Below are 20,796 nucleotides of genomic sequence, written 5' to 3'. Positions count from 1 at the left end.
TAGAAGATGAAAAACATTCACCTTCCTTATTGCCGTTTTTTGCCGCTATTCTAGAAACATCATGCTTCGTACAAAAAAGCGGCAAACTGTGGCGTCATTCGCACGTATGGCATAGCACATACGGCAAGGAATCAACGCCATGGTGATCGACAAGCCACCATTAAATACCGATTGATCATTAAATATAGTTAAACAAGGTCAGGTCTTTGGTTTTGCCAAACGCTTGTTGAGAAGCTTGTAGTGCTCGAGAGTTTTCATTGAACTCAATGATCGCTTTCGAGTAATCCAAGTCTTCAAAGTTGCTTTTTGCTTTTGCTAAAGACAACTTGAAATCTTCATGTTGTTGCTCTTGAATATCCAAAGTACTCAAGCGTGCACCAACATCGGTTCTTGCCTTGGTCAAATGGATAAACGCAGCGTGGAACTCTTCAGTTACTTGGTGCAGTTTCGCTGTTGCTGATGCATCCGATACCGGGTTTTCAGCCTGCTCAGCAGCCTCTTTGAACGTATCAAAGATAGAGAAAGTCTCTCGTGGTTCTAAGGTGATCGAATCACCTTTAGTGATTTGGCCTTTGATTTGAATATTCAGCCCTTCATAAACAATGCCTGTCGAAGGATCAAAATCTTCTGCCGCAACCACTGCGCCGTCTTTTTCAAGCTGATAAGCGAAATTGCCCGTCTGCATGTCGACAAACGTCACTTTATAAGTAGACCCATCTTCATCGCTGTTGGTCGCACGCCCGAGCAATAACTCAGACGCAGGTTCAAGCTCGTACTGAGGTTCGTAGTCACCGAACGGGTTGTCTATTTCCATAAACATCTTGCTGCCCGGATCATTCATTGCCATTTCAAAGCTGCTTGCCACACGCATCTTGCGTTGGTAGTCATCACCTTGATATGTCACATTCCCTTCGTTATCTCGAAAGAAAGGCTGATTTTTCGGCTTAGTGCCTGCAAACGTGTAGTTACCCGACTCATCTTGAGAGTTGGCTAAATGCAGGAAGTTATTCGCCAGTTCTTGAATTTCACGCTTCTTAGCTAAACGGTCTTCCGGAGAAAGCGCACCGTTGATCATTTCCATCACGGTTCGTTTTGCTTCATCAGCAAAGCCTTCAGTGTTAGAAACCAATACTTCATGATGCTCAAGACGGTTTCTGACTAGAGTAATCGCATCGACATACTGTTTAAGCTGTTCTGACTGCTGACCAATGTTCTGTAAATAGTGCGTCGCTAATGGGTCATCACTTGGCGACTGTAACTTCTTACCCGAAGCAAGTTGTGCTTGGTTGTGATGCACCTTGTTCTCTTGACGGCGCAAGTCGTTTTGTACTGACTGATAATTATGGAAGCTAGAGATACGATTCAACATTTATACCTTCCTATCTCAGAGCCAAAATAGTGTTAAACGTATCGTTGGCTGCTTGCATGATACGTGAAGAAGCCATATACGCTTGCTGAAATTTCATCATGTTTGCCGCTTCTTCATCGAGGTTTACTCCCGAGATAGAAGCAATACGTTCTTGAGCCGACTGTTTTTCTAATGTCGCAATATCACTCAGGCGATTTGCCGTTGAAGACTTCAAGCCCGTATTAGTATTCAAGTTGTGGTAAAGGTCTAAAATCGTAGACTCACCATCATTCAACAGCTTTCCTGTTTGAAGATCTTGTAGCTTACGCAGGTTACCGTTGTCACCTTCTGATGGGACAAGGTTTGCCGTAAACTTATCATTTGCCACCGCACCGGGTGTGAGCTCAAACGTTGTACCGTTGATGGTCACTGGCCCTTGTGGCGGATACGGTTGAGGCTGCATTAAAATGTTACCCTTCGGATCCGTCACAGCAAACTGCTCACCTTTTGGTGAGACAATCACTTCAAACTCACGCAGTTGACCTGCTTCTAGGATTTTAAATCCAGCTGTACCCTTGGCAAACGTGGTCGATGCCTCATAACTTTGCGCAGCAATGTCTTTCGGGTCATTGGTTTCCATATGAATCTGCGCAGCAAAATTACGCGTTGGACGCAGTAACAGTTTCTCTCCTAGTTCAGGAGGGTTACGTACTTCCACTCGCATGCCATCAAGATAAAAAGCACTACCGCTAGAGTCGGTCGCCATCTTAACGGTCTCACCGTTCGGCTTAGTCACGACATAATCACTGCCATCGTATTTCAGTCCATACTCACCGCCTTTTAAGGCAGAAGTATCATCAATGTATACCGCAACATCGGCTTTCGATTGCCCGCTAGCCGTGACACGAGATTTTGCCACCAGCTCTGAGTTCACGTCGGTAAACAAGTCCTTACCTACGTTGCCGTTAAGATCCAAACCTTGTTCTTGAAGACTATTGACCTCATATGAAAACGCGGTCGCCAAACGACCAAGCTCATCCATGATTGCTGGGATATGTTCGTCACGCATGTCTAGCATGGCGCCGATTTTTCCGTCGATATCACTGCTGGTGATCGGTTTTAAAGACTTACCTTCAACAATCGCTAGGCGGCGCTGATGTGCATCGGGTAAGCCATCAACCATCTTCAGCTGACTCGCTTCACTACCAGAGACCAAGGTATGGCCATTACCAATATGGACATTAAACCCTTCGGCATTTGAGCGTGGTGTCACCGTAACTTTGGTGTAACCAGAAAGCTCATTAATCAACTTTTCATGCTGATCTCGTAGGTCATTATGAGGCCCAGGAGTTCGCATCATTAAACGCTGAACATCACGGATCTCGTACGCAAGTTGGTTAACTCGCTCGATACCCATATCTAATTTTTTATTCGTAGAATCAGACTGTTGACGAACTGTTTCATGAAATTCATTCAAGGTTTTAGTTACAAGCCCTGCTTTCTCTAACACGACCTTACGCGCACCCACATCATTTGGGGTATCGGCGAGAGTCTTAACGGAATCAAACCATTCGTTGAGGTTTTCTGGAATCTTCTTTGAAGCGACCGACGACAACATGCTCGACAGCATATCGAGGTTGGCTTCGGTATCGCCTTTGTTGGCGGCATTGGTTGTCGATAAGTTAAGTTCTTTGACGGCAAACTGATCCCAAGAGCGGCGAACATTTTCCACATGTACACCCATACCGTAGGATTGCCCACCGTACTGGCGCGGGTCATTCACACCTTGAATCACAGACTGGCGGCTATAGCCCTCTGTGTTAGCGTTAGAAATGTTATGACCTGTGGTGTTGAGCTGTCTCTGAGCCGTAAGAACACTTTGTGCCCCTACATTCAGAAGATCCGACGCCATAATGCCCCCAAAAAACTTAACAAAACCAGAATGAACTGATTAACTACAACCGTATATTACTAAGATAATTGCAATATGTGTGCCAACACAAACAATAGGAAATTAAAAGACGATAATTTATTGAAGTGTAAGGAGATAACTATGGATTACGCGTAAGAACTGAAGGGGCGGAGAAGAAAAGAGCCTGCCAGTAGCAAGCTCTCTATGTTGATTTATGACGCTAGTTCATCTCATCAATCTTGGCTTTAACTCGTAAAACCTTGTCTGCATAGTTAGGGTCCGTTGCGTAACCAGCCTGATGAATACCTTTGATGAAATTCTCTGAATTGCCTTGATGCTGTAGCGCCGTTTCGTATCTTGGATTTTCGTTCAAGAACTTCACGTAATCATTAAAGCTATCTTCGAAATTAGAGTAAGAACGGAAGGAAGCTGACTCTTTAACGGCGGTTTTGCCATGGAACTCAAGAGTTTGAGTCGCGACCTTATCGCCCTTCCAACTTCTATCTGCTTTGATGTTAAATAAGTTATTGCTGTTGCCCAAAGAGTTCTTAACCATTTTAGAACCCCAACCCGTTTCAAGGGCAGCTTGTGCCAATAGAAGAGACGAGTCCACACCAAGCGCACTTGCCGCTTTTTCCGCGTAAGGCTTCATTGAGGTCACAAACGATTCTGGAGAATCAAAGGATACTGGCTGTTTTGCTGCTTGCGCAGGTTGAACGTCTGACGCTCGCTCTTCCGAACGGCCTGAATATTGCGGTCTTTGCAATGAAGCATCAAAGCCTTCACTGCGAACCTTCTCTTCAGACGTATCGCTTGCTTGGCCAGCGCTTAGTTGAGCCACGATCATATCTGCAAGACCTAATGAACCTGAAGCGCTTAACTCACTCGCCATTTGGTCATCTTGCATCTGACGATAGAACTGCTCGTTCTGGCTGTTCAACATATCCGACTTAAAGCTCGAGTTAGCATCGCGCATTGACTTAAACAACATCGAGGTGAAAATCGATTCAAACTGTTTTGCCGCCGCGGTTAATGCTTCTTTCTCGCTACCTTCTTCACCGTTTACCGCTTGTTGACGAAGGCGGTCTAGGCTACCGATATCGTGAATAAAGCCGATGTCATTGTTATTTTTAATCATGCTTTACCCCTTCTTAGATAATGATCAATTGGCCTTCAATTGCACCCGCTTGTTTCAGTGCTTGAAGGATTGCCATTAAATCAGAAGGTGCAGCGCCCACTTCATTGACTGCGCGTACCAAATCGTCCAGCGTTAGGCCAGGTTCAAATTTGAACATCTTACCATCGCCTTCCGTGATTTCGATATCAGAATCAGGGACCACTACCGTTTGGCCACCAGAGAATGCATTCGGTTGGCTTACGTTTAGATTTTCTTTAATTGCAACCGTCATACCACCGTGGGTGACCGCCGCCGCTTTTAGGCGAACGTGCTTACCAACCACAATCGTACCTGTACGAGAGTTGACGATGATTTTTGCAGAGCCTTCAGCAGGGTCGAACTCGATGTTTTCGATAGCCGACAAGAATGCTACACGCTGGCTGATTTCACGCGGTGCACGAACTTTTACTGAAGTTGCGTCTACCGCTGAAGCCATTTGTGGGCCTAGGAAATTATTAACCGCATCAGCCATACGCTGAGCCGTTGTGAAATCTGATTGGATTAGGTTGAAGGTGATGTAGTCACCACGACCGAATGGCGTTGGGATCTCTTGTTCAACCGTCGCACCGCTAGAGATGATACCAACGTTAGGGTTGTTACCGACAATCTTAGAACCGTCGTTACCTTGTGCACTAAAGCCACTTACCACCAAGTTACCCTGCGCGACCGCATACACTTGACCGTCTAGACCTTTCAAGAAGGTCTGTAGCAAGGTACCACCACGAAGGCTTTTTGCTGAACCGATAGAAGAAACGGTTACGTCAACTTCTTGGCCTTGCTTAGAGAATGCTGGCAGTTCAGCAGTCACAATAACAGCCGCGACGTTTTTGGTTTTTGGCTTAGTGCCGGGCGGCAATTGGATGCCAAAATTTTGCAGCATTGCGTTAAATGTTTGATCGGTAAAGGGAGTTGTCTCACCAGTACCCGGCAAGCCCGTGACCAAACCATAACCTACAAGTTGGTTACTACGAACACCCGCCACTTTTGCCACGTCTTTGATTCGCGCAGCATGGGCACTGGTGGCAAGAAATAGCATGCCGAATAGTACGAGTGTCAGTTTTTTCATTGAGTAACCTGTCTGTATTGCTTTAATTTATAATAGCTTAGCTAAATGTGGCTGAGTGATAGAGGCTGTCAGTATGTCGTCGTCCTATCAAGCTCTACAGAGATACATTAAAGAATCGTGCCAAGAATCCAGGCTCTTGCATATCTTTCTGTACGCCAGTCCCTGAGTACTGAATTCGTGCGTTAGAAACACGGTTTGAAGCAATGGTATTTTCGAAGTCAATATCGTCTGGACGGATGGTACCGCTTAGGCGGATGTACTCATCGCCGGTGTTCAGTGTCATCCACTTCTCACCACGAACCACTAGGTTGCCATTAGCTAATACTTCGATGACTTCAACGGTAATGTAGCCGCTGATGCTGTTACTTTGGTTGGCTGACGCATCACCAGCAAAAGTATTGGTGTTACTCAGATCATAAGAGAAGTTGTACTTGTCGATCGTCAGATCTTGACCACCAACAGCCAGCGGCTCCATTGATGCATCATTCGACTTAGACATGTCTGCGTTGGCTTTTTTGGTCGCTCGAGTATTCTCATCTAACGCTACAGTAATTATGTCACCAATACCACGCGGTTTTGAGTCGTCATACATGCTGCCAATGTGGTTCACATTAAACAGTGAGCCCGTTGCCGCTGCGTAATGCTCTGGTTTCTGCTTGGGGTTGATTGGCGCCCATGCAGGGTCACCAGCAATTGGATCGGTTCGCCCACGAAGCGTGTCAATAATGCCAGAGCTCTCTTGCGCCGACTTATCACCTTCCACAGCATCAACCACTGTGGTTGCATTTTCTTCTGCCGGAGTCTCGATCGGGTCCAGAACAGCACATCCCGACATAGACATAAACAAAGCTAAACAAAAAATACGTTTCATGGCGATATACTCTCAGCAGGCAGTGGTAAATGGGTCAATTAGCAAAAACAGATAGATTAATTAAAAAAGTAAACGGCGAATAAACCAATTACAGCTGTTGGTTAACAAAGCTCATCATCTTGTCTACTGACGAGATAACTTTCGAATTCATTTCGTATACACGCTGAGCTTCAATCATGTTTACCAGCTCTTCGGTTACGTTTACGTTCGATGTTTCTAGCATCGATTGGCGGATGTTACCCAGGCCATCAAAGCCCGGTACACCCTCTTGTGGGTCGCCACTCGCGCCAGTTGGCAAATAAAGGTTTTGACCTACTGGCTCTAGACCACCTGGGTTTACAAAGTCAGTAATGGTAATTTGACCAACCACGACGTTGTTTTGCTCGCCACGTAGACGAACCGATACTTCACCGTCGTTACCAACCGTTACCGAGATCGCGTCTTCAGGAATCACAATTTCTGGTTGTAGAGGATAACCTTGGCCCGACGTTACGATCGCGCCTTCACCGTTCAGTGTGAACTGACCATTGCGGCTGTAACCTGTTTCACCGTCTGGCATTTCAACTTGGAAGAAACCGTCGCCTTCAATCATCATGTCTAGGCTGTTAGATGTCGTTTGTGCGTTACCGTGAGTGTGCACTTTTTGAGTCGCGACGACCTTAGAACCGGCACCCAGCATCAAACCACTTGGCAGCTCAGTATTCTGAGACGATTGACCACCCGGTTGATTAATATTCTGGTAGAACAGATCTTCAAATACCGCGCGGCTCTTTTTAAAACCAATGGTTGAGGCGTTGGCAAGGTTGTTCGAAATCGTTGAGATATTGGTTTGTTGGGCGTCTAAACCCGTTTTACTTACCCATAATGCTGGATGCATAGCAATGTCCTTTAAATTCTATTAGCTCATACGAAGCAGTGAATCAGACGACTTGTCCATTTCCTCTGCTGTGCTCATCATTTTGACCTGCATTTCAAACTGACGTTGTAAGTCAATTAGGCTGGTCATTTCACCTACGGCATTTACGTTACTGCCTTCGATAGCACCTTTTAGCAACGTTACCGCTGCATCTGCTTCGTATGCCTGATCTGGGTTTTTCGAACGGAATAGACCATTCGTGTCTTTAAACAAACTTTGGTTGTCTGGACGTACAAGCTTAATACGATCAACCACGGCCAATTCTTCAGCTGGAGCGCCTTGAGGAATCACCGAAATCGTACCGTCTGTACCAATTTCTACTTTGCTGATTGGGATTGGCAGCGTGATTGGTGCATCGTTTTCACCAAGCACTAAGTGACCGCTTGCGTTGGTTAGTAAACCGTTTTGGTCAACCCTTAGGTTACCGTTACGTGTTAAACCTTCACGGCCAGTATTGTCCATCACTGAAATCCAACCATCACCTTGAATGGTAACGTCTAGATCTCGGCCAGTAGTAACCACACTACCCTGAGCGAAATTATGACCCGGACGCTCTGTCATGCTGAAAACACGAGTAGGCATGCCTTCGCCATACGCTTGCATTGAACGTGCCTGTGCTAAATCAGCACGGAAACCCGTTGTACTTACGTTGGCAAGGTTGTTTGCACGTAGCTGCAAAGCTTGCATATTTTGCTTAGCGCCACTCATGGCAAGAAACAGTGCGCGATCCATAATTTTGCTCCAAAAATCATCTTCTGGGGCTAATAAAGCAAACACTGTGCCAATATTTTTAACTGTTATTTATCAATAATTTAAATAGAAAACGAACAAGAAGGGTGATCATCAAAGGATCATTGAGGAAGAATTGTTGCCAGTGGCATTACCGGGCGGCAATAGGGGTGGCAAATAAAAAGACAAACAACAATACCCAATTCAATAACATTGAATTGGGTATTCGCAGATGATTCAAACGCTTTAAACGATTAACGAATCTGAAGAATATTCTGTTGTAGCTGGTTGTGTACTTCTAGAGAACGCGAGTTCGCCTGGAAGTTACGTTGAGCAGAAATCAAATCAACCAGTTCTTGAGTCATATCGATGTTCGACTGCTCTAGCGAGCCGTTGTTGATGCTACCAAATGAACCTTTGTTCGATTCACCCCAGATCTTGTCACCAGAGTCGTTGGTAGAATCCCATTGAGTACCGCCTTTCTTATCCAGACCTTGCTCATTTGGTACACGAACCAAGCCTACACGGCCAAGCATCACGTTTTCACCATTTGAATAAGTACCTAGAACACTGCCGTACTCATCGAAATCGATTTTTGTTAAGAAACCTGTTGTCGCGCCATCTTCATCAAACTTAGTCAATTCAAACGGAGCGGCAAACTGAGTTGAAGAATCTAAACCAAACTTAAGCACTTGAGTTGGATCAGCACCGTTCAAGTCAATAGGGTTCGCACCAGCACCCAGTGGTTCCGAGTTAATCGGCTGACCATTGTTTAGGCTTGCTAACGTACCGTCATTGTTGAACTTCATTGTGTGACCAACATGACCTTGTGCATTCGTCGCATCACCACCAGTAATGTTGACCGGCTTTTCACCGTTCTCATCTGACATGGTGTAGTACGTTTGCCAAGTGTTTGGTTGAGTCTGATCTTTGAGGTAGTAAGTCGTTAACTTGTAAGACTGACCCATAGAATCGTATACCGTCGAAGACGTTGCACGGTTATAAGTATCAGCATCTTTGAAGTTAAATGCAGCCGGGTCTTTAAGATCACCGTTTGCAGGAAGGTTAACCCCTACTTCAATGTTTTCTGTCTGTTTTGGTTTACCAAACTCAGCAGGAATGTCGAGAGGCTTTGGCGCATAAGAAAGAACTTCCCCCGAGTTTGGATCAACATCGTAACCTAAAAGAAACTCATCATTAGCGGTAACCATGTAGTTGTCTTTGTTTAGGTGAAATGCACCATTACGCGTTAATTCGTTAATCTCTGGCACCATGCGGTCTTTCGATACTGCAAAGAAACCTGTACCACTTACACGTAAGTCCATTGGGTTGTTCGTATAAATACTTGAACCTTCGTGGAACTGTTGCGCCACTTGGCTAGCTTGCGCACCGCCACCTGCCGTCGTTTTTGCGTTAGTGAACAACGAGCTTGAGTAAACATCACCAAACTCGGCACGAGACTCTTTAAAGCCAAATGTGTTCGCGTTCGCAATGTTGTTACTGGTTGTATTCAGGTCTAATTGTGCAGCGGATAGGCCGCTTAAAGCTACATATGACATTCCATTATTCTCCTAATCTATCTAGCTAGCATAGTCACTCAATAAAGAGCTACGCTTTACCAACTTCTAGTACTTCAGCAAGTCGTACTGGCGATGTGAAACCAGCCAGATTGAGTAGTACGTTGCCATCGCCCTTACCAAGAAGCACACTGTTCACGTTCGCATAACTGGAAACTTGGAACTCTGTGTTCTCGCCATCCAGCAAACCCGACGCTTTCACGTTGTATTTACCGGCCGGCAATGGGTTACCGTCTTCGTCTTTTCCGTCCCATTCAACACGTGTATCACCAGATGGTTTAGAGCCGATATCAAATGTGCGAACCAATTGGCCAACTTCGTTCTCAACACGGACCATTACATTGTCCATTGCCTGAGGAAGCTTAACCATTGCCGCCATACCGCCATCACCGGGTTTTACACCTGCCGCACCAGGAACCAATACATCACGCCCAACTAAAGAGGAGGCCTGAAGAGCTTGGTTAGAGGTCATTGATGAATTCAAGCTTTCAAACTGTGTATTCATTTTGCCAATGCCATCTACGGTCGCAAATGAAGCCATTTGCGCAATCATCTGGTCATTGCTAACCGGCTTGAAAGGGTCTTGTTGTGCTAGTTGCTTAGTCAACAAAGATAAGAAGTCTTCTTGTTTAAGATCCTGCTTACCTGTTGTTTCGTCGGGCTTTTTAGCGCCATCTTGAAGACTCTTCAGCTGGTCAACATAGGACAAGCCGCTTTGACCAACATTGTTGTTGATTCCAGCCATGTGCTACCTCCTTATCCTTATTGACCCATCTGCAGCGTACGCAGCAGCATTTGTTTACTCGAGTCAGCAACCTGTACGTTTGTTTGGTACGCACGTGATGCCGAAATCATGTTTGCCATTTCTTCCATAACGTTGACATTAGGCTTGTAGATATAGCCTTCGTTGTTCGCTAATGGGTGATCCGGGTTGTACTCCGCGCTTAGCGGCTTATCGCTTTCCACAATACCTAATACTTTCACAGGCACAGTGTGACCACTGTTGCGTGCTTTATTTAACTCAGCGCCGAACACTGCGTGACGAGCCTTGTAAGTTTCTTCAGCAGAACTACTTACACTGTCCGCGTTCGCAAGGTTGCTCGAGGTCGTATTTAGACGAACAGATTCAGCACTCATCGCAGAACCAGTCACATTGAATACATTGAATAAACTCATCTAATTATTCCCCTTTAATCGCTTTAGTTAAATTCTTGAACTTACTTCCTAAGAAGTCGAGAGAGGCTTGATGCCTAATTTGGTTTTGCATGAAAAGGTTTCTTTCCAAATCCAAATCAACCGTGTTGCCATCTCCTGTATCAGGTTGGGTAGGAATGCGATACTTCGTTTCCCCGTTCACCGTTGTTGAGGCAGAAATGTGCCGACCATCTGTACGGCTAAGACCAATGCTTGCCCCAGAACTTGCCGCTTGCAGTGATTTCTTAAAGTCTAATCCCTTTGCTTTATACCCAGGCGTGTTTGCTTGCGCGATATTGGTGGAAAGCACCTCAGCGTTACGCTCACGTACACCAACTGTGTGCTGGTGAATGCCCAAAGCATTGTCAAAAGAAATAGCCATGTAAACCTCAACTCAAGAACTGACTGTTATGAAATAACCAAAGCAATATATATACCAACTTTTGAAACAAGGCGGTCTATCAATGCTTTTACAGGTTACTCGTGGGTAAACTTGCAATAAACAAGCCAAAAAATAGAGTAAATTGGAATGTCACTCTGACTTAAAGATATAGCTTAAGCAGGAAAAAGAAAACCCAGCACTTGGCTGGGTTTTAAATTTAGACGGTAACCTTACACCTAATATCGGTGCCGCTCGTTACTTTAATTTGTAGATGATGCCTGGATTACAGCGAACCATTTCAAAACGATCGGTTAAGCCTGTTAACGATTCAGACGCGCCCAATAGTAAGTACCCACCAGGGTTCAGGCTATTTGCCATCTGGTTAAGTACCTTTGACTTCATATCAGGCGAGAAGTAAATCAGCACGTTACGACAGAAAATAATGTCGAACTTGCCTAACAATGCATAGCTGTCCATCAGGTTCTGAGGGCGGAAGTTCACCATGCGCTTGACGTTATCTTTCACTTTCATACGGCCATCGCCCGCATCTTCAAAGAAAGTACGACGGCGCTCTGGAGAAAGTCCACGTCCCAATGCAAGGTTGTCGTAAGCGCCAGTGCGGCACATATCCAACATACTTGCTGAGATGTCAGTTGCGGTAATCGATACATTTGGCAGCATACCTGGCTTACGAGCTTGAGTTTCAAGAATCGTCATTGCCATTGAGTATGCTTCTTGGCCTGAAGAGCTTGCCGCAGACCAAATCTTAATAGGACGTTTATTTGCCGCTATTTCCGGTAGAAGCTTATCCGCAAGCACAGCAAACGGGTAAGTATCACGGAACCAAAGTGTCTCGTTCGTCGTCATGGCATCGACAGCAGCCACACGCAGCTCACGGTTTCGACCTGTTACTACATCTCTCAACAAATCAGACAAAGAAGCTAACTTAAACTTCGTTACTAATGGGCTTAGACGGCTGCGCACCAAGTACTGTTTGCTGTCACCTAATACAATGCCACATTGAGATTCTAAGAAACGGCTGAAATCGCGATACTCTTGATCACTTATTGTTATAGCAGTCATTAATGTCTCTTTTAGTTAGTTAACGCAGCTTTAACGGCTGCACCAAGCTCATCAGGATTGAACTTAGCAATGAAGGAGTTTGCTCCAACACGCTCAACCATGGCTTGGTTAAATACACCACTCAACGATGAGTGTAAAATTACGTATAAATCTTTAAGTTCGGCGTGACGACGAATCTCAGCAGTCAGCGTGTATCCATCCATTTCTGGCATTTCGATATCAGAAATCACCAATGAAATCTGATCGTAAATACTGCCTTCTGATGACATCTGCATCAGCTTCTCATAGGCTTCTTTACCATCCTTCACCGAGATAACTTCAAAACCAATCGACTCAATAGCACGCTGAACCTGCTTACGAGCAACGGTCGAGTCATCAGCAATCAAGATGCGGCGAACCAGTTCTTTCTCTTGTTCTACTTTCGCAATATCTTCAGCAATCTTGCTGTCCATTGTTTCATCAACAGGAGAAATTTCTGCAAGGATCTTCTCAACATCAAGAATTTCTACCAATTCATTATCAATGTTGGTTACCGCTGTCAGGTAGTTAGCTCTACCTGCGCCATCTGGCGGCGGAAGAATCGATTCCCAGTGCATGTTAATAATGCGCTCAACTGAACTTACCAAGAAACCTTGAATGGTTCGGTTAAACTCAGAGATAACCACAAAACACTTTTCAATATCCGTTGTAGGACGGCCACCAATCGCTAAGCTCAAGTCGATCACAGAGATCGTTTGGCCACGAATGTGTGCTACACCTTTAACCAGTGGGTTCAAGTTTGGCATCTTTGTCAGCTTAGGGCATTGCAGCACTTCTTTTACTTTAAAGACATTAATGCCGTAACGCTGACGCCCCATTAGGCGAAAGGTTAGTAATTCTAATCGGTTTTGACCGACGAGTTGCGTACGCTGATTCACCGAATCAAGAATACCCGTCATGAGCTCATCTCCATATCAAACTTTTTTGTATAAAAAGTGTTAGTCTACTGCAGGCTACGAACCACCAGAGAAACGGAATGACGTATTATAAAACAAATTTGCCACCTCTTTCCATAGCAATGTGTAGAGCTACTTTTAAAACTGTCGCTAAGTTTATCGGCATTTTATCAATATTGTTTAGTTTTTTTGTACAAGCTGCGACCCCAGAACAAATTGAGATGATTCAGTCTGCAGCGGAGCAACATATCCTTGATACAGTTGAGCAGCCACAAGGTGGCGAACTCTTTGTTAATTCAGCAAATGTTGACTCAAGAATCAAAGCGACAGACTGCCCAGTGCCTTTAGAGACCAGCGCCTCAACAACCACCAATACCCGCAGCAGTATTACGGTTTTAGTGCAATGTGTTCCTGATGAGTGGCGAGTTTATGTACCGGTGCGCCTTTCGATGTCGGTGCCTCTTGTCACCACCACTCGCTCACTCGCGAGAGGCGAAATCGTCGGTCAATACGATGTCACCACCGCTATGATTTCTCTTAACAAGTTTCGTCGCCAAGGTTTCACAGCTCCACATCAGGTCATCGGCGCTAAGGTAAAAAAGAACCTAAGACCGGGCGATGTTGTAGAAAGAGGTGATATCTGTGTCGTGTGCCGAAACGAGAAGGTTATCATACAGGCAGTAAAAGGTGGCATGACCATTACCACCAAAGGAACTGCGCTTACCGATGGCTCTATGGGTGATCAAGTAAGAGTGAAAAATGATAAATCACAGCGTATAATTGAAGGGATTGTTACCAGCATGTCTGAAGTCACGGTTTACTTTTAACTCTTTACTTCTAAATTGACGGTATCGTTAGCGATTTCACCCTCAACTCTAACGCCAAATATAACGGCTGCGGTGTTTTGTCCCTTTTCGACTATTGAGCTAAAAATTGCTAAAGTATTCGAACCCTTGGTCGATATTGACTGTACAGGTTCCCATTTTTGAAGAAAAAGGCTTAACTATGGCAGGCATTGATAATATTCGTTCAGGGCAAACCCTAACGACCACTAACCGATCAGCAGTACGCTCTGATTCTAGTTCTGAGGCATCACGCTCTGATGTATCAACTAAATCACCAGCAAGCAAAGATGCGGTTTCACTGAGCCAACAAGGCAAAGCGATTGGTCAGCTCCACCAAGATATGGCAGCACAGCCAAGCTTTGATTCTGTGAAAGTAGCAGCGATCAAAGAAGCAATTGCGAATGGTTCATACACTGTCGATCCAGAGAAACTGGCTGACAACATGATCAAGTTCGAAGATGAATTAAAAGGCCTTTAAGAAAACACTAACTTTTCATTGAAGTTATTGTCTTAAAGTACACGAGGTTATGAATAGGTTTACGTTATGGCGGCACTAGCAGATTTAGTTAATTTTCAACTTCAAAATGCCAAAGCCTTATCTGAATTACTAAGTTCAGAGAAAACCGCTATTACGGGCCGACAATCAAACGATATTGAGCGAATCGCCAAAGAAAAAGTGGTCCTAGTTGAACAACTAAGATCAACCGATCAGCGAATCGCAGCCCATACCAATATCTCAGAACTGACCGAGAACCCTGAACTTGCTCAGTTAGTCACTAAGATCCAGTCCATAGTGCACGATTGCCAGCAAGCGAACCTTGTGAATGGCGAAGCCTTAAATCGAGCGCACCTTAGCTTCAAAAAACTCAGCAATATGATGCAGCAAAGTCACGGAAAAATTGGCATGACCTACAATGCCGGTGGTCAAACGCATACTATCTCTACGCTGGGAACCAACGTAAAAGCCTAGTTAAGTTAACTCTTCCTCTTCAGTAATACCCCTTGTTAACCGTTTATCTGTATCTCAGACTATTCCTGTCGTTATCTTTTATTAAAACACCTAATCAGCCTTTGAACGCCCTGACAAAATCGATAAACAAAAAAGCGGCAAGTATTTTCATACTTGCCGCTTTTACATTCATATTAGTTATTGGTTGCCGATACGCCATCTGGAAAACGAAAGCAGCCAATATAACTGGATAGTCCTATCGCTAGACGCCCCTTGGGCTAGAACAGCGTTTGTTGTCTCTTTTCAGGTACAGGTTGAACTTCACCGTAATTACGTAGCTGTTCCATCTTACGGATATCAAGCTGAAGCTCAGTAACATAGCTATCGCCCACAGGGTAGCTGCGTACCACTTCTGCACCGCGGATTACGCCATCAACCGCACCAGAAGTACGTTCCGTACCAAGGCGTTGATCTTCCAACTCTGCCCGACCACTCACTCGCATACCGTAAACTTGTTCTGCAAGTTCACGATAGGCGTCGATCTTAGAAGCTCTCATCGCACGGATACGTCTTTCTTCATCGTTACGTCCTTTCTGCTCACTGATACTCGCGTAGCCAACGGCAACTAAGTAGTCGTCTGGCCTCATGTTTTGCAGTGGCTGACAGCCAACAAGCAGTAAAGCGGCAACAACAAATATTAACTTCTTCATCTCGAACTCCTAAGGGCGAAGAATAACAGTATAAGGCTGGCTGATCGTTGGGTCAGAACGAATGATAACGCCATCTTGAGTTCGAATACTGTTTAGAGTATCTAGGTCACGACCAATACGGTCTGCAGGCAAGAAGCCTTGTGCCGTCGCCACGACAATGCGAGTTTGCATGCCAACAACACGAGCATTTACTAGTACACCGCCTTCTTGGCGAAGCATGGTGCCTGTCAGTACATACTGTACGTCTTGCTCTTGAGCTAAGTCTTTCCAATCGCGGCTCAACGCAAAGTCACCTTGGTGAGTCACTTGGATAGAGCCAGTAGTTTTAAAATCAACCACCTTGAAGCCACGACGCTGAAACTGATGAATGAAGCCTTCTGATACCGAGTTGCCTAGCCAGTTCGTTGTGTCCATGTGCTGCAGGTCCACAAACGAAGTAATTGCTATTGGCGTTCTCGCTGAAATACTTGTATTCGAAATGATCAAATCTTCAGTCATACTTTCCACAAAAAAATCCATGGTATGACGAGGGCTGTCCATCAACATAAACTGACTGCCTGAATATTCAGACTTGCCGTTATAGATCGGCGAATAAGCGCATGATGTCAGTAACATGACACTCATTACTACGAGCCATTTTTTCATTCTCTAATCTCCAGATAGTTTTAGTGCCACCTGTTCCAATATGTTCTCACCATTATTCTTTTCAATGGATTACAATGTTGGAACAGTCTTTGCTTTTCATTAATGGTTCAGATTAAGAAAAACGCACTTAAGTCAGCTTCAAGCTTATAGTTATTTGTTAAGCAATATTTATACCCAACTGGTAACGAATAGATGAAAAAAATAATTTCTTACTTATTTTCAATAAGTTCACTGATAACCATAAGCTTCAGTGCTCATGCCTCTTGGTATGAGGTTACCGGTACCGCAGCCATCGTATCGTCAGAGGAAACGGCAAGGGTCCATGCTCTGGAAGACGCGGTATATAAAGCGATCCAGTTCTCAGGAGCCGACATTGGTAGCATTGCCAACCTCACGCCCTACCTCGACGCAAACAAAAAAGAGTTTCAATTTACCAATCATGAAGTGCGCTACATCTTGGTAGAAAAAGAGAAAAAACGCAGTGGCAATATAATGATCACCGCAAGGATCGATATCTATCCTTCGGCAAATGCTTGCCATGAGAGCCAATATAAGAAGACATTTTTGGTCGGCAACATCGATGTGACTTCCCCACAGCAAGCTGTAATGGGCAGAATCTATAACATCGGTGATGATTTTGGTCATGTCGTAGATCGACAGCTGGCGCAAGAGTCTCGCAGCTTTGTTTCCGTTGGCACGACCAATTACGACATCGACAAACGTCGACCTGAAGTGATCAAGATGATCGCCCAAGACACTGGCGCACAATACATCATTGGTGGCGACATTACCGATTTAACCGCGACCATCGAGTCCAAACTGTTGAAAGACGACATCATCAATCGCCAGTTTGCGTTAGAGATGCAAGTCTTCGATGGTAAAACAGGACATCAGGTTTACAACCGTAGCTATCGTGAAGTGGCAAAGTGGCCATTTGCTAAGACCAGTGAAGTCGACACCCGCAGTGCCCGTTTCTGGGCATCAACCTACGGCAGCATGATGCTGCGTGTTAGCCGTAATATTATGTTGGACTTAGAATCGGAAGTGTCATGTAAGATCACCCTTCCAGAGGTTGCAGCGGTATTTGGTAACACTGTGACCATTGATTTAGGTCGAATGCATGGCGTACAACAAGGTGACAAACTGCAACTGTGGCACACAGGTTCGTTTATCGACCAACGCGGCTTGCCACGTAATAAGGTATCTCAAAGCGATATCACACTGACCGTTTCTCGCGTTTATGAAAACGAAGCAGAACTGACGATCGACCAACCAAGCCTTGCTGGAAGCATTCAAATTGGTGATGTGATGCAGAAAATCATGTAGTTAGCGACACGCCCGCCTCACAGTTTCTAATAAAGCCTTAGCACTTTTGTTAAGGCTTTATTTTTTTTCATGGGTATTAGTTTCGGTTTTGCAGTATTTGGCGTAATCTTATTAATAACATAATCATCACTTAGCAAACTATGAGTCAGAATAATCTAATTGGTGCTACCGGTTACCGCTTTATCTCGAAAGGTAAAACCGCTTTTAAGATCCACATTCATACTCCCGAAGATACGGTGTTGCATCGGTCGGTCGGTTTTGTTCGTATGGGTGAAGACAAAGCACTGAAGAAAACCATTAAATTAAGAGATGAACTGGGCAGACAGCTATGGGGCAAATTTTGGCCCAAAGTCCTCAAAGAGCCCTACCTGATGACGCGCCTGCCTCATAGTCTAGAACCCAAAATTGTATTCAAACCAAATCCAACTCAGAGTGATCCTGAACACCGCGACGAATGCTACATCGCTAAGTGGCGCGTCTTCTCTGAGAATGGTGACTACAAGTACAAAACCAAGGTATGTTCAATCAGAAAGCACGGCCGACTTGCCGCTTATAGCCAAACCAAACGTGCGCTGCTTGATGCTCACAAAGACGTAATTGATCTACTTATATTTATGGGACGATTGAACAGCATCGACTTAAAATAGGCTTAAATCCGATTAAGCTGACCACCCATATTTTTCAGATACAAAAACAGCCGCACATTGCGGCTGTTTTTAATTTATGACGATCCATCGTGACAATTTAGAGTATTGCTACATACAAAATCGATTACCTAGTTTCGGCATATCTCAGCCAGTGTCGCCAATCGGCGCTTAGACTCTTTCACATAAGGGTTGGCTTGATCCCATGCGTAACCCGCCAGAATTGAGCACACCATCTGCTTAATCTTTGGATTTGGATCTTGATAGAAAATCACATCCTGCAAAGTACCTGAGTACCACCCCTCAACATACGTTCTAAAGGTGTTTACACCAACCATCAAAGGAGCGGCATAATCGCGTTCCCAATCTACCTTCTCACCGTTAAGTTGCTTTTCAACACACTCAACCGCAAACTGTGCCGACTTCATCGCAATCGTCACGCCTGACGAGAACACCGGGTCAAGGAACTCGCCGGCATTGCCAAGCAACGCGTACTTATCCGTCGCCAAATGTTTTACATTGGCAGAATAGCCACCAATTTCACCCGCAGGGTTTGGATACTCGGCGCTTGCCAGTATCTCAGCCAAGCCCGGCTCTTCCGCTGCCAGCTGTTTAATTGCAGCAATCTTGTCTTCTGGATAGGACTCAAAGAACTTAGGCTCTCCTACGACACCAAACGAAGAGACACCGTTACTAAACGGGATCAACCAATACCAAACATCAGGGTTGGTTGGATGCACAGAGATAAGAATTTTATTTCGGTCATATTCAAGATCGGTATCCACCTCTGCAATATGATCGTTAATGTGCGTAAAAATAGCTTTGCGTGGAGGGAGCGATGACGGCTCTGCCAAGTTAAGCATTTTTGGTAGCACTCGACCAAAACCACTGCCATCCAGAACGTATTGCGCTTCTATCTGATAACGCTCTCCACCCAGCACTTGTACATCTAAAATGGTGCTGTCGTCGGTGAAATTAATGCCCATTAACTCATGTTGGTAATCAATGCAGACACCCTGCGCCTCAGCCGTATCTGCCAAAACCTTATCAAAGGCACCTCGCTGAACCTGAAACGTAGTTCCAGGGCCAGAAGAGAACTTGTCTTCAAAATTAAACGCCGTATAAACGCCATTTTTGCGAAAGGCAGCGCCATCTTTGTATTGGAAGTTAGCGTTGATCACTGCGTCAGTCATCCCAGCCTGTTCAATCACTTCCATACAAGCTGGTAATAGGCTTTCACCAATAGAAAAGCGAGGGAATACGCTCTTTTCAATCACTCGAACATCGATGCCTTTTTTATGAAGTAAAGACGCAGCAATAGACCCTGATGGCCCAGCTCCGATGATCACCACTTGAGTTGATAGTTTTTTCATTATTTAAGCCATGTTTGTTATTTTTATTGCGCGCCAGCTTTCAATTCTAGAAGCGTGTGACCAAGACCGATATCGTCGGTACGCGTTACCACTTCAAAGCCCGCTTCTTCAACAATCTCTAAGAAATCTTCACTGCGGTAAAAACGACTGTTGCCATTGGCCAAGCAGGTAAAGTAGAGAGACGTCGCGTTTAAGCTATAAGAAGCCGCATCGTATTTCTGTGAATCCCAAAACAGTTCAAGGATATAGACAGTCGCATCTTCTGACATATGAGAGCGAACGCGCCTTAATATGCTCAGAATCTCCATTGGCGAGAAACAATCAAGGAACTGACTCATCCACCAAACATCCGCGCCCGTTGGCAGAGTTTGCTGTTTATCGAGCATATTCGCTGGGAATGGCGTGACTCGCTCTTGATGACCATGCTTTGCCGCGTTTGCCATTGCCATTTCTAGCTGCTGTGGCAAATCAACAATCGTCACCTCAACGTCCGCATCATGGTTGCAGCATTGCATCGCCCACTTACCCGTGTTGCCGCCGATATCCACCAGCGACTTAGGTTTCTTGCTGAAGACTTTTTCAAGTAACACAGGGAACGAGCGATCCGAATAGAAGTGATCAAACTTGAACCAACTCTCTTTTGCTTTTTCTGGCAATTGAGACAAGCCTTGGTAAATGGTTTCCCAATCACCCAACTCTTTCAAGCCTGCAGGTGTGCCTTCTTCAATCGCTTCTGTTAGATGCATCATCGCGGCATAACAAACATCGGCTGTGAAATCCATGTTTGCGTTAGTCATACCATCATGCAGAAGGTAGAAACCAAGGTTAGCCATTTTGTAGTTAGGCTTTTCCCAAGTCACAATATGAGCACTTAACGCCATATCGAGCAGGACTTTCACGCCGTACTCAGAGACACCGGTCGATTCAGAGATAGACTCTGCTGGTAAACCCTCGTTGCCCGCGTCATCTAACGCTTTCAAAATGCCTAAATCACGAAGTGTACGAGCAGTATGAAAAACAATCGGAGCGAAAGACAATTTCTGCGCTTCTGTTTTTGCTTCTAATGCGTTGAATGGATCTAATTTATATTCCGACACGAAAAACCTAACTTTAA

The 20,796-nt window shown here is 44.9% G+C and carries 22 protein-coding genes; 5 read left to right on the top strand and 17 right to left on the bottom strand.

The genetic code is table 11. From position 1 onward, the window contains the following. Positions 1-178: 178 nt before the first annotated feature. The 13 genes from flgL to AB4503_RS04470 form a co-directional block, all read right to left on the bottom strand. A complete protein-coding gene (gene flgL, locus AB4503_RS04530) occupies positions 179-1,369 on the bottom strand; it encodes a flagellar hook-associated protein FlgL (RefSeq protein WP_017064129.1) in 1,191 nt (396 codons plus the stop codon). Positions 1,370-1,379: 10 nt separating this feature from the next. Continuing rightward, positions 1,380-3,260: a flagellar hook-associated protein FlgK gene (gene flgK / locus AB4503_RS04525; RefSeq protein ID WP_372113778.1), complete on the bottom strand. Its 1,881-nt coding sequence runs from the start codon at positions 3,258-3,260 to the stop codon at positions 1,380-1,382. Positions 3,261-3,480: 220 nt separating this feature from the next. After that, a complete protein-coding gene (gene flgJ / locus AB4503_RS04520; protein ID WP_017064131.1) occupies positions 3,481-4,398 on the bottom strand; it encodes a flagellar assembly peptidoglycan hydrolase FlgJ in 918 nt (305 codons plus the stop codon). A gap of 13 nt (positions 4,399-4,411) precedes the next feature. Further along, the gene (locus AB4503_RS04515; RefSeq protein WP_017062257.1) at positions 4,412-5,503 is read right to left on the bottom strand and encodes a flagellar basal body P-ring protein FlgI; all 1,092 of its coding nucleotides are present in this window, start codon (positions 5,501-5,503) and stop codon (positions 4,412-4,414) included. 94 nt (positions 5,504-5,597) lie between these two features. Then, positions 5,598-6,374, bottom strand: a complete 777-nt coding sequence (flgH, locus tag AB4503_RS04510) for a flagellar basal body L-ring protein FlgH (RefSeq protein WP_017066181.1) — start codon at positions 6,372-6,374, stop codon at positions 5,598-5,600. A gap of 88 nt (positions 6,375-6,462) precedes the next feature. After that, positions 6,463-7,251: a flagellar basal-body rod protein FlgG gene (gene flgG, locus AB4503_RS04505; protein ID WP_017062259.1), complete on the bottom strand. Its 789-nt coding sequence runs from the start codon at positions 7,249-7,251 to the stop codon at positions 6,463-6,465. 21 nt (positions 7,252-7,272) lie between these two features. Next, positions 7,273-8,022, bottom strand: coding sequence for a flagellar basal-body rod protein FlgF (flgF, locus tag AB4503_RS04500; protein ID WP_017056855.1), 750 nt, complete (start codon positions 8,020-8,022; stop codon positions 7,273-7,275). Between the two features lie 251 nt (positions 8,023-8,273). Then, positions 8,274-9,578, bottom strand: a complete 1,305-nt coding sequence (gene flgE / locus AB4503_RS04495) for a flagellar hook protein FlgE (protein WP_017062260.1) — start codon at positions 9,576-9,578, stop codon at positions 8,274-8,276. A gap of 49 nt (positions 9,579-9,627) precedes the next feature. Beyond that, positions 9,628-10,341 (bottom strand): flagellar hook assembly protein FlgD, encoded by a 714-nt coding sequence (flgD, locus tag AB4503_RS04490; protein WP_010439286.1) that lies wholly within the window; start codon positions 10,339-10,341, stop codon positions 9,628-9,630. Positions 10,342-10,358: 17 nt separating this feature from the next. After that, on the bottom strand, positions 10,359-10,772 hold the full coding sequence (gene flgC, locus AB4503_RS04485) for a flagellar basal body rod protein FlgC (protein ID WP_004736176.1): 414 nt from the start codon (positions 10,770-10,772) through the stop codon (positions 10,359-10,361). 4 nt (positions 10,773-10,776) lie between these two features. After that, entirely contained in the window at positions 10,777-11,172 is a 396-nt protein-coding gene (flgB, locus tag AB4503_RS04480; protein WP_004736175.1) for a flagellar basal body rod protein FlgB, read from the bottom strand. 255 nt (positions 11,173-11,427) lie between these two features. Beyond that, positions 11,428-12,255, bottom strand: coding sequence for a protein-glutamate O-methyltransferase (locus AB4503_RS04475; protein ID WP_004736174.1), 828 nt, complete (start codon positions 12,253-12,255; stop codon positions 11,428-11,430). 11 nt (positions 12,256-12,266) lie between these two features. Beyond that, entirely contained in the window at positions 12,267-13,193 is a 927-nt protein-coding gene (locus AB4503_RS04470) for a chemotaxis protein CheV (RefSeq protein WP_017062261.1), read from the bottom strand. A 77-nt stretch (positions 13,194-13,270) separates the two neighbouring features. Here AB4503_RS04470 and flgA point away from each other — a divergent pair, with 77 nt between their 5' ends. From flgA to AB4503_RS04455, 3 genes are all read left to right on the top strand, one after another. After that, entirely contained in the window at positions 13,271-14,017 is a 747-nt protein-coding gene (gene flgA, locus AB4503_RS04465) for a flagellar basal body P-ring formation chaperone FlgA (RefSeq protein WP_017064135.1), read from the top strand. A gap of 178 nt (positions 14,018-14,195) precedes the next feature. Continuing rightward, entirely contained in the window at positions 14,196-14,513 is a 318-nt protein-coding gene (gene flgM, locus AB4503_RS04460; RefSeq protein ID WP_017062263.1) for a flagellar biosynthesis anti-sigma factor FlgM, read from the top strand. A gap of 66 nt (positions 14,514-14,579) precedes the next feature. Then, a complete protein-coding gene (locus AB4503_RS04455) occupies positions 14,580-15,005 on the top strand; it encodes a flagella synthesis protein FlgN (protein WP_372113776.1) in 426 nt (141 codons plus the stop codon). A 257-nt stretch (positions 15,006-15,262) separates the two neighbouring features. Here the strand turns inward: AB4503_RS04455 and flgP are convergent, their stop codons facing one another. Next, a complete protein-coding gene (gene flgP, locus AB4503_RS04450; RefSeq protein WP_017062265.1) occupies positions 15,263-15,694 on the bottom strand; it encodes a flagellar assembly lipoprotein FlgP in 432 nt (143 codons plus the stop codon). Between the two features lie 9 nt (positions 15,695-15,703). Then, the gene (locus tag AB4503_RS04445) at positions 15,704-16,339 is read right to left on the bottom strand and encodes a FlgO family outer membrane protein (RefSeq protein WP_017064137.1); all 636 of its coding nucleotides are present in this window, start codon (positions 16,337-16,339) and stop codon (positions 15,704-15,706) included. Between the two features lie 192 nt (positions 16,340-16,531). Between AB4503_RS04445 and AB4503_RS04440 the strand changes: the two genes are divergently transcribed. Both AB4503_RS04440 and AB4503_RS04435 read left to right on the top strand, forming a co-directional pair. Continuing rightward, entirely contained in the window at positions 16,532-17,665 is a 1,134-nt protein-coding gene (locus tag AB4503_RS04440) for a flagellar assembly protein FlgT (protein ID WP_017062267.1), read from the top strand. Positions 17,666-17,805: 140 nt separating this feature from the next. Then, positions 17,806-18,312, top strand: coding sequence for a hypothetical protein (locus AB4503_RS04435; RefSeq protein ID WP_017062268.1), 507 nt, complete (start codon positions 17,806-17,808; stop codon positions 18,310-18,312). Positions 18,313-18,440: 128 nt separating this feature from the next. Here AB4503_RS04435 and AB4503_RS04430 read toward each other — a convergent pair whose 3' ends face one another. Further along, positions 18,441-19,682, bottom strand: a complete 1,242-nt coding sequence (locus AB4503_RS04430; protein ID WP_017062269.1) for an NAD(P)/FAD-dependent oxidoreductase — start codon at positions 19,680-19,682, stop codon at positions 18,441-18,443. Between the two features lie 23 nt (positions 19,683-19,705). Next, entirely contained in the window at positions 19,706-20,779 is a 1,074-nt protein-coding gene (locus AB4503_RS04425) for a methyltransferase (protein ID WP_372113775.1), read from the bottom strand. Positions 20,780-20,796: the final 17 nt, after the last annotated feature.

Source organism: Vibrio sp. 10N.222.55.B11 (genome assembly GCF_041473705.1).
Taxonomy (GTDB): domain Bacteria; phylum Pseudomonadota; class Gammaproteobacteria; order Enterobacterales; family Vibrionaceae; genus Vibrio; species Vibrio crassostreae_C.
Note: the sequence above shows the minus strand (reverse complement) of the source record. Positions and strands in the feature narration are given on the sequence as shown.

What these genes read in the sequence shown, in the direction of transcription:
- flgL (WP_017064129.1), bottom strand. Translation starts at nt 1,369, where the DNA reads ATGTTGAATCGTATCTCTAGCTTCCATAATTATCAGTCAGTACAAAAC.
- flgK (WP_372113778.1), bottom strand. Translation starts at nt 3,260, where the DNA reads ATGGCGTCGGATCTTCTGAATGTAGGGGCACAAAGTGTTCTTACGGCT.
- flgJ (WP_017064131.1), bottom strand. Translation starts at nt 4,398, where the DNA reads ATGATTAAAAATAACAATGACATCGGCTTTATTCACGATATCGGTAGC.
- AB4503_RS04515 (WP_017062257.1), bottom strand. Translation starts at nt 5,503, where the DNA reads ATGAAAAAACTGACACTCGTACTATTCGGCATGCTATTTCTTGCCACC.
- flgH (WP_017066181.1), bottom strand. Translation starts at nt 6,374, where the DNA reads ATGAAACGTATTTTTTGTTTAGCTTTGTTTATGTCTATGTCGGGATGT.
- flgG (WP_017062259.1), bottom strand. Translation starts at nt 7,251, where the DNA reads ATGCATCCAGCATTATGGGTAAGTAAAACGGGTTTAGACGCCCAACAA.
- flgF (WP_017056855.1), bottom strand. Translation starts at nt 8,022, where the DNA reads ATGGATCGCGCACTGTTTCTTGCCATGAGTGGCGCTAAGCAAAATATG.
- flgE (WP_017062260.1), bottom strand. Translation starts at nt 9,578, where the DNA reads ATGTCATATGTAGCTTTAAGCGGCCTATCCGCTGCACAATTAGACCTG.
- flgD (WP_010439286.1), bottom strand. Translation starts at nt 10,341, where the DNA reads ATGGCTGGAATCAACAACAATGTTGGTCAAAGCGGCTTGTCCTATGTT.
- flgC (WP_004736176.1), bottom strand. Translation starts at nt 10,772, where the DNA reads ATGAGTTTATTCAATGTATTCAATGTGACTGGTTCTGCGATGAGTGCT.
- flgB (WP_004736175.1), bottom strand. Translation starts at nt 11,172, where the DNA reads ATGGCTATTTCTTTTGACAATGCTTTGGGCATTCACCAGCACACAGTT.
- AB4503_RS04475 (WP_004736174.1), bottom strand. Translation starts at nt 12,255, where the DNA reads ATGACTGCTATAACAATAAGTGATCAAGAGTATCGCGATTTCAGCCGT.
- AB4503_RS04470 (WP_017062261.1), bottom strand. Translation starts at nt 13,193, where the DNA reads ATGACGGGTATTCTTGATTCGGTGAATCAGCGTACGCAACTCGTCGGT.
- flgA (WP_017064135.1), top strand. Translation starts at nt 13,271, where the DNA reads ATGACGTATTATAAAACAAATTTGCCACCTCTTTCCATAGCAATGTGT.
- flgM (WP_017062263.1), top strand. Translation starts at nt 14,196, where the DNA reads ATGGCAGGCATTGATAATATTCGTTCAGGGCAAACCCTAACGACCACT.
- AB4503_RS04455 (WP_372113776.1), top strand. Translation starts at nt 14,580, where the DNA reads ATGGCGGCACTAGCAGATTTAGTTAATTTTCAACTTCAAAATGCCAAA.
- flgP (WP_017062265.1), bottom strand. Translation starts at nt 15,694, where the DNA reads ATGAAGAAGTTAATATTTGTTGTTGCCGCTTTACTGCTTGTTGGCTGT.
- AB4503_RS04445 (WP_017064137.1), bottom strand. Translation starts at nt 16,339, where the DNA reads ATGAAAAAATGGCTCGTAGTAATGAGTGTCATGTTACTGACATCATGC.
- AB4503_RS04440 (WP_017062267.1), top strand. Translation starts at nt 16,532, where the DNA reads ATGAAAAAAATAATTTCTTACTTATTTTCAATAAGTTCACTGATAACC.
- AB4503_RS04435 (WP_017062268.1), top strand. Translation starts at nt 17,806, where the DNA reads ATGAGTCAGAATAATCTAATTGGTGCTACCGGTTACCGCTTTATCTCG.
- AB4503_RS04430 (WP_017062269.1), bottom strand. Translation starts at nt 19,682, where the DNA reads ATGAAAAAACTATCAACTCAAGTGGTGATCATCGGAGCTGGGCCATCA.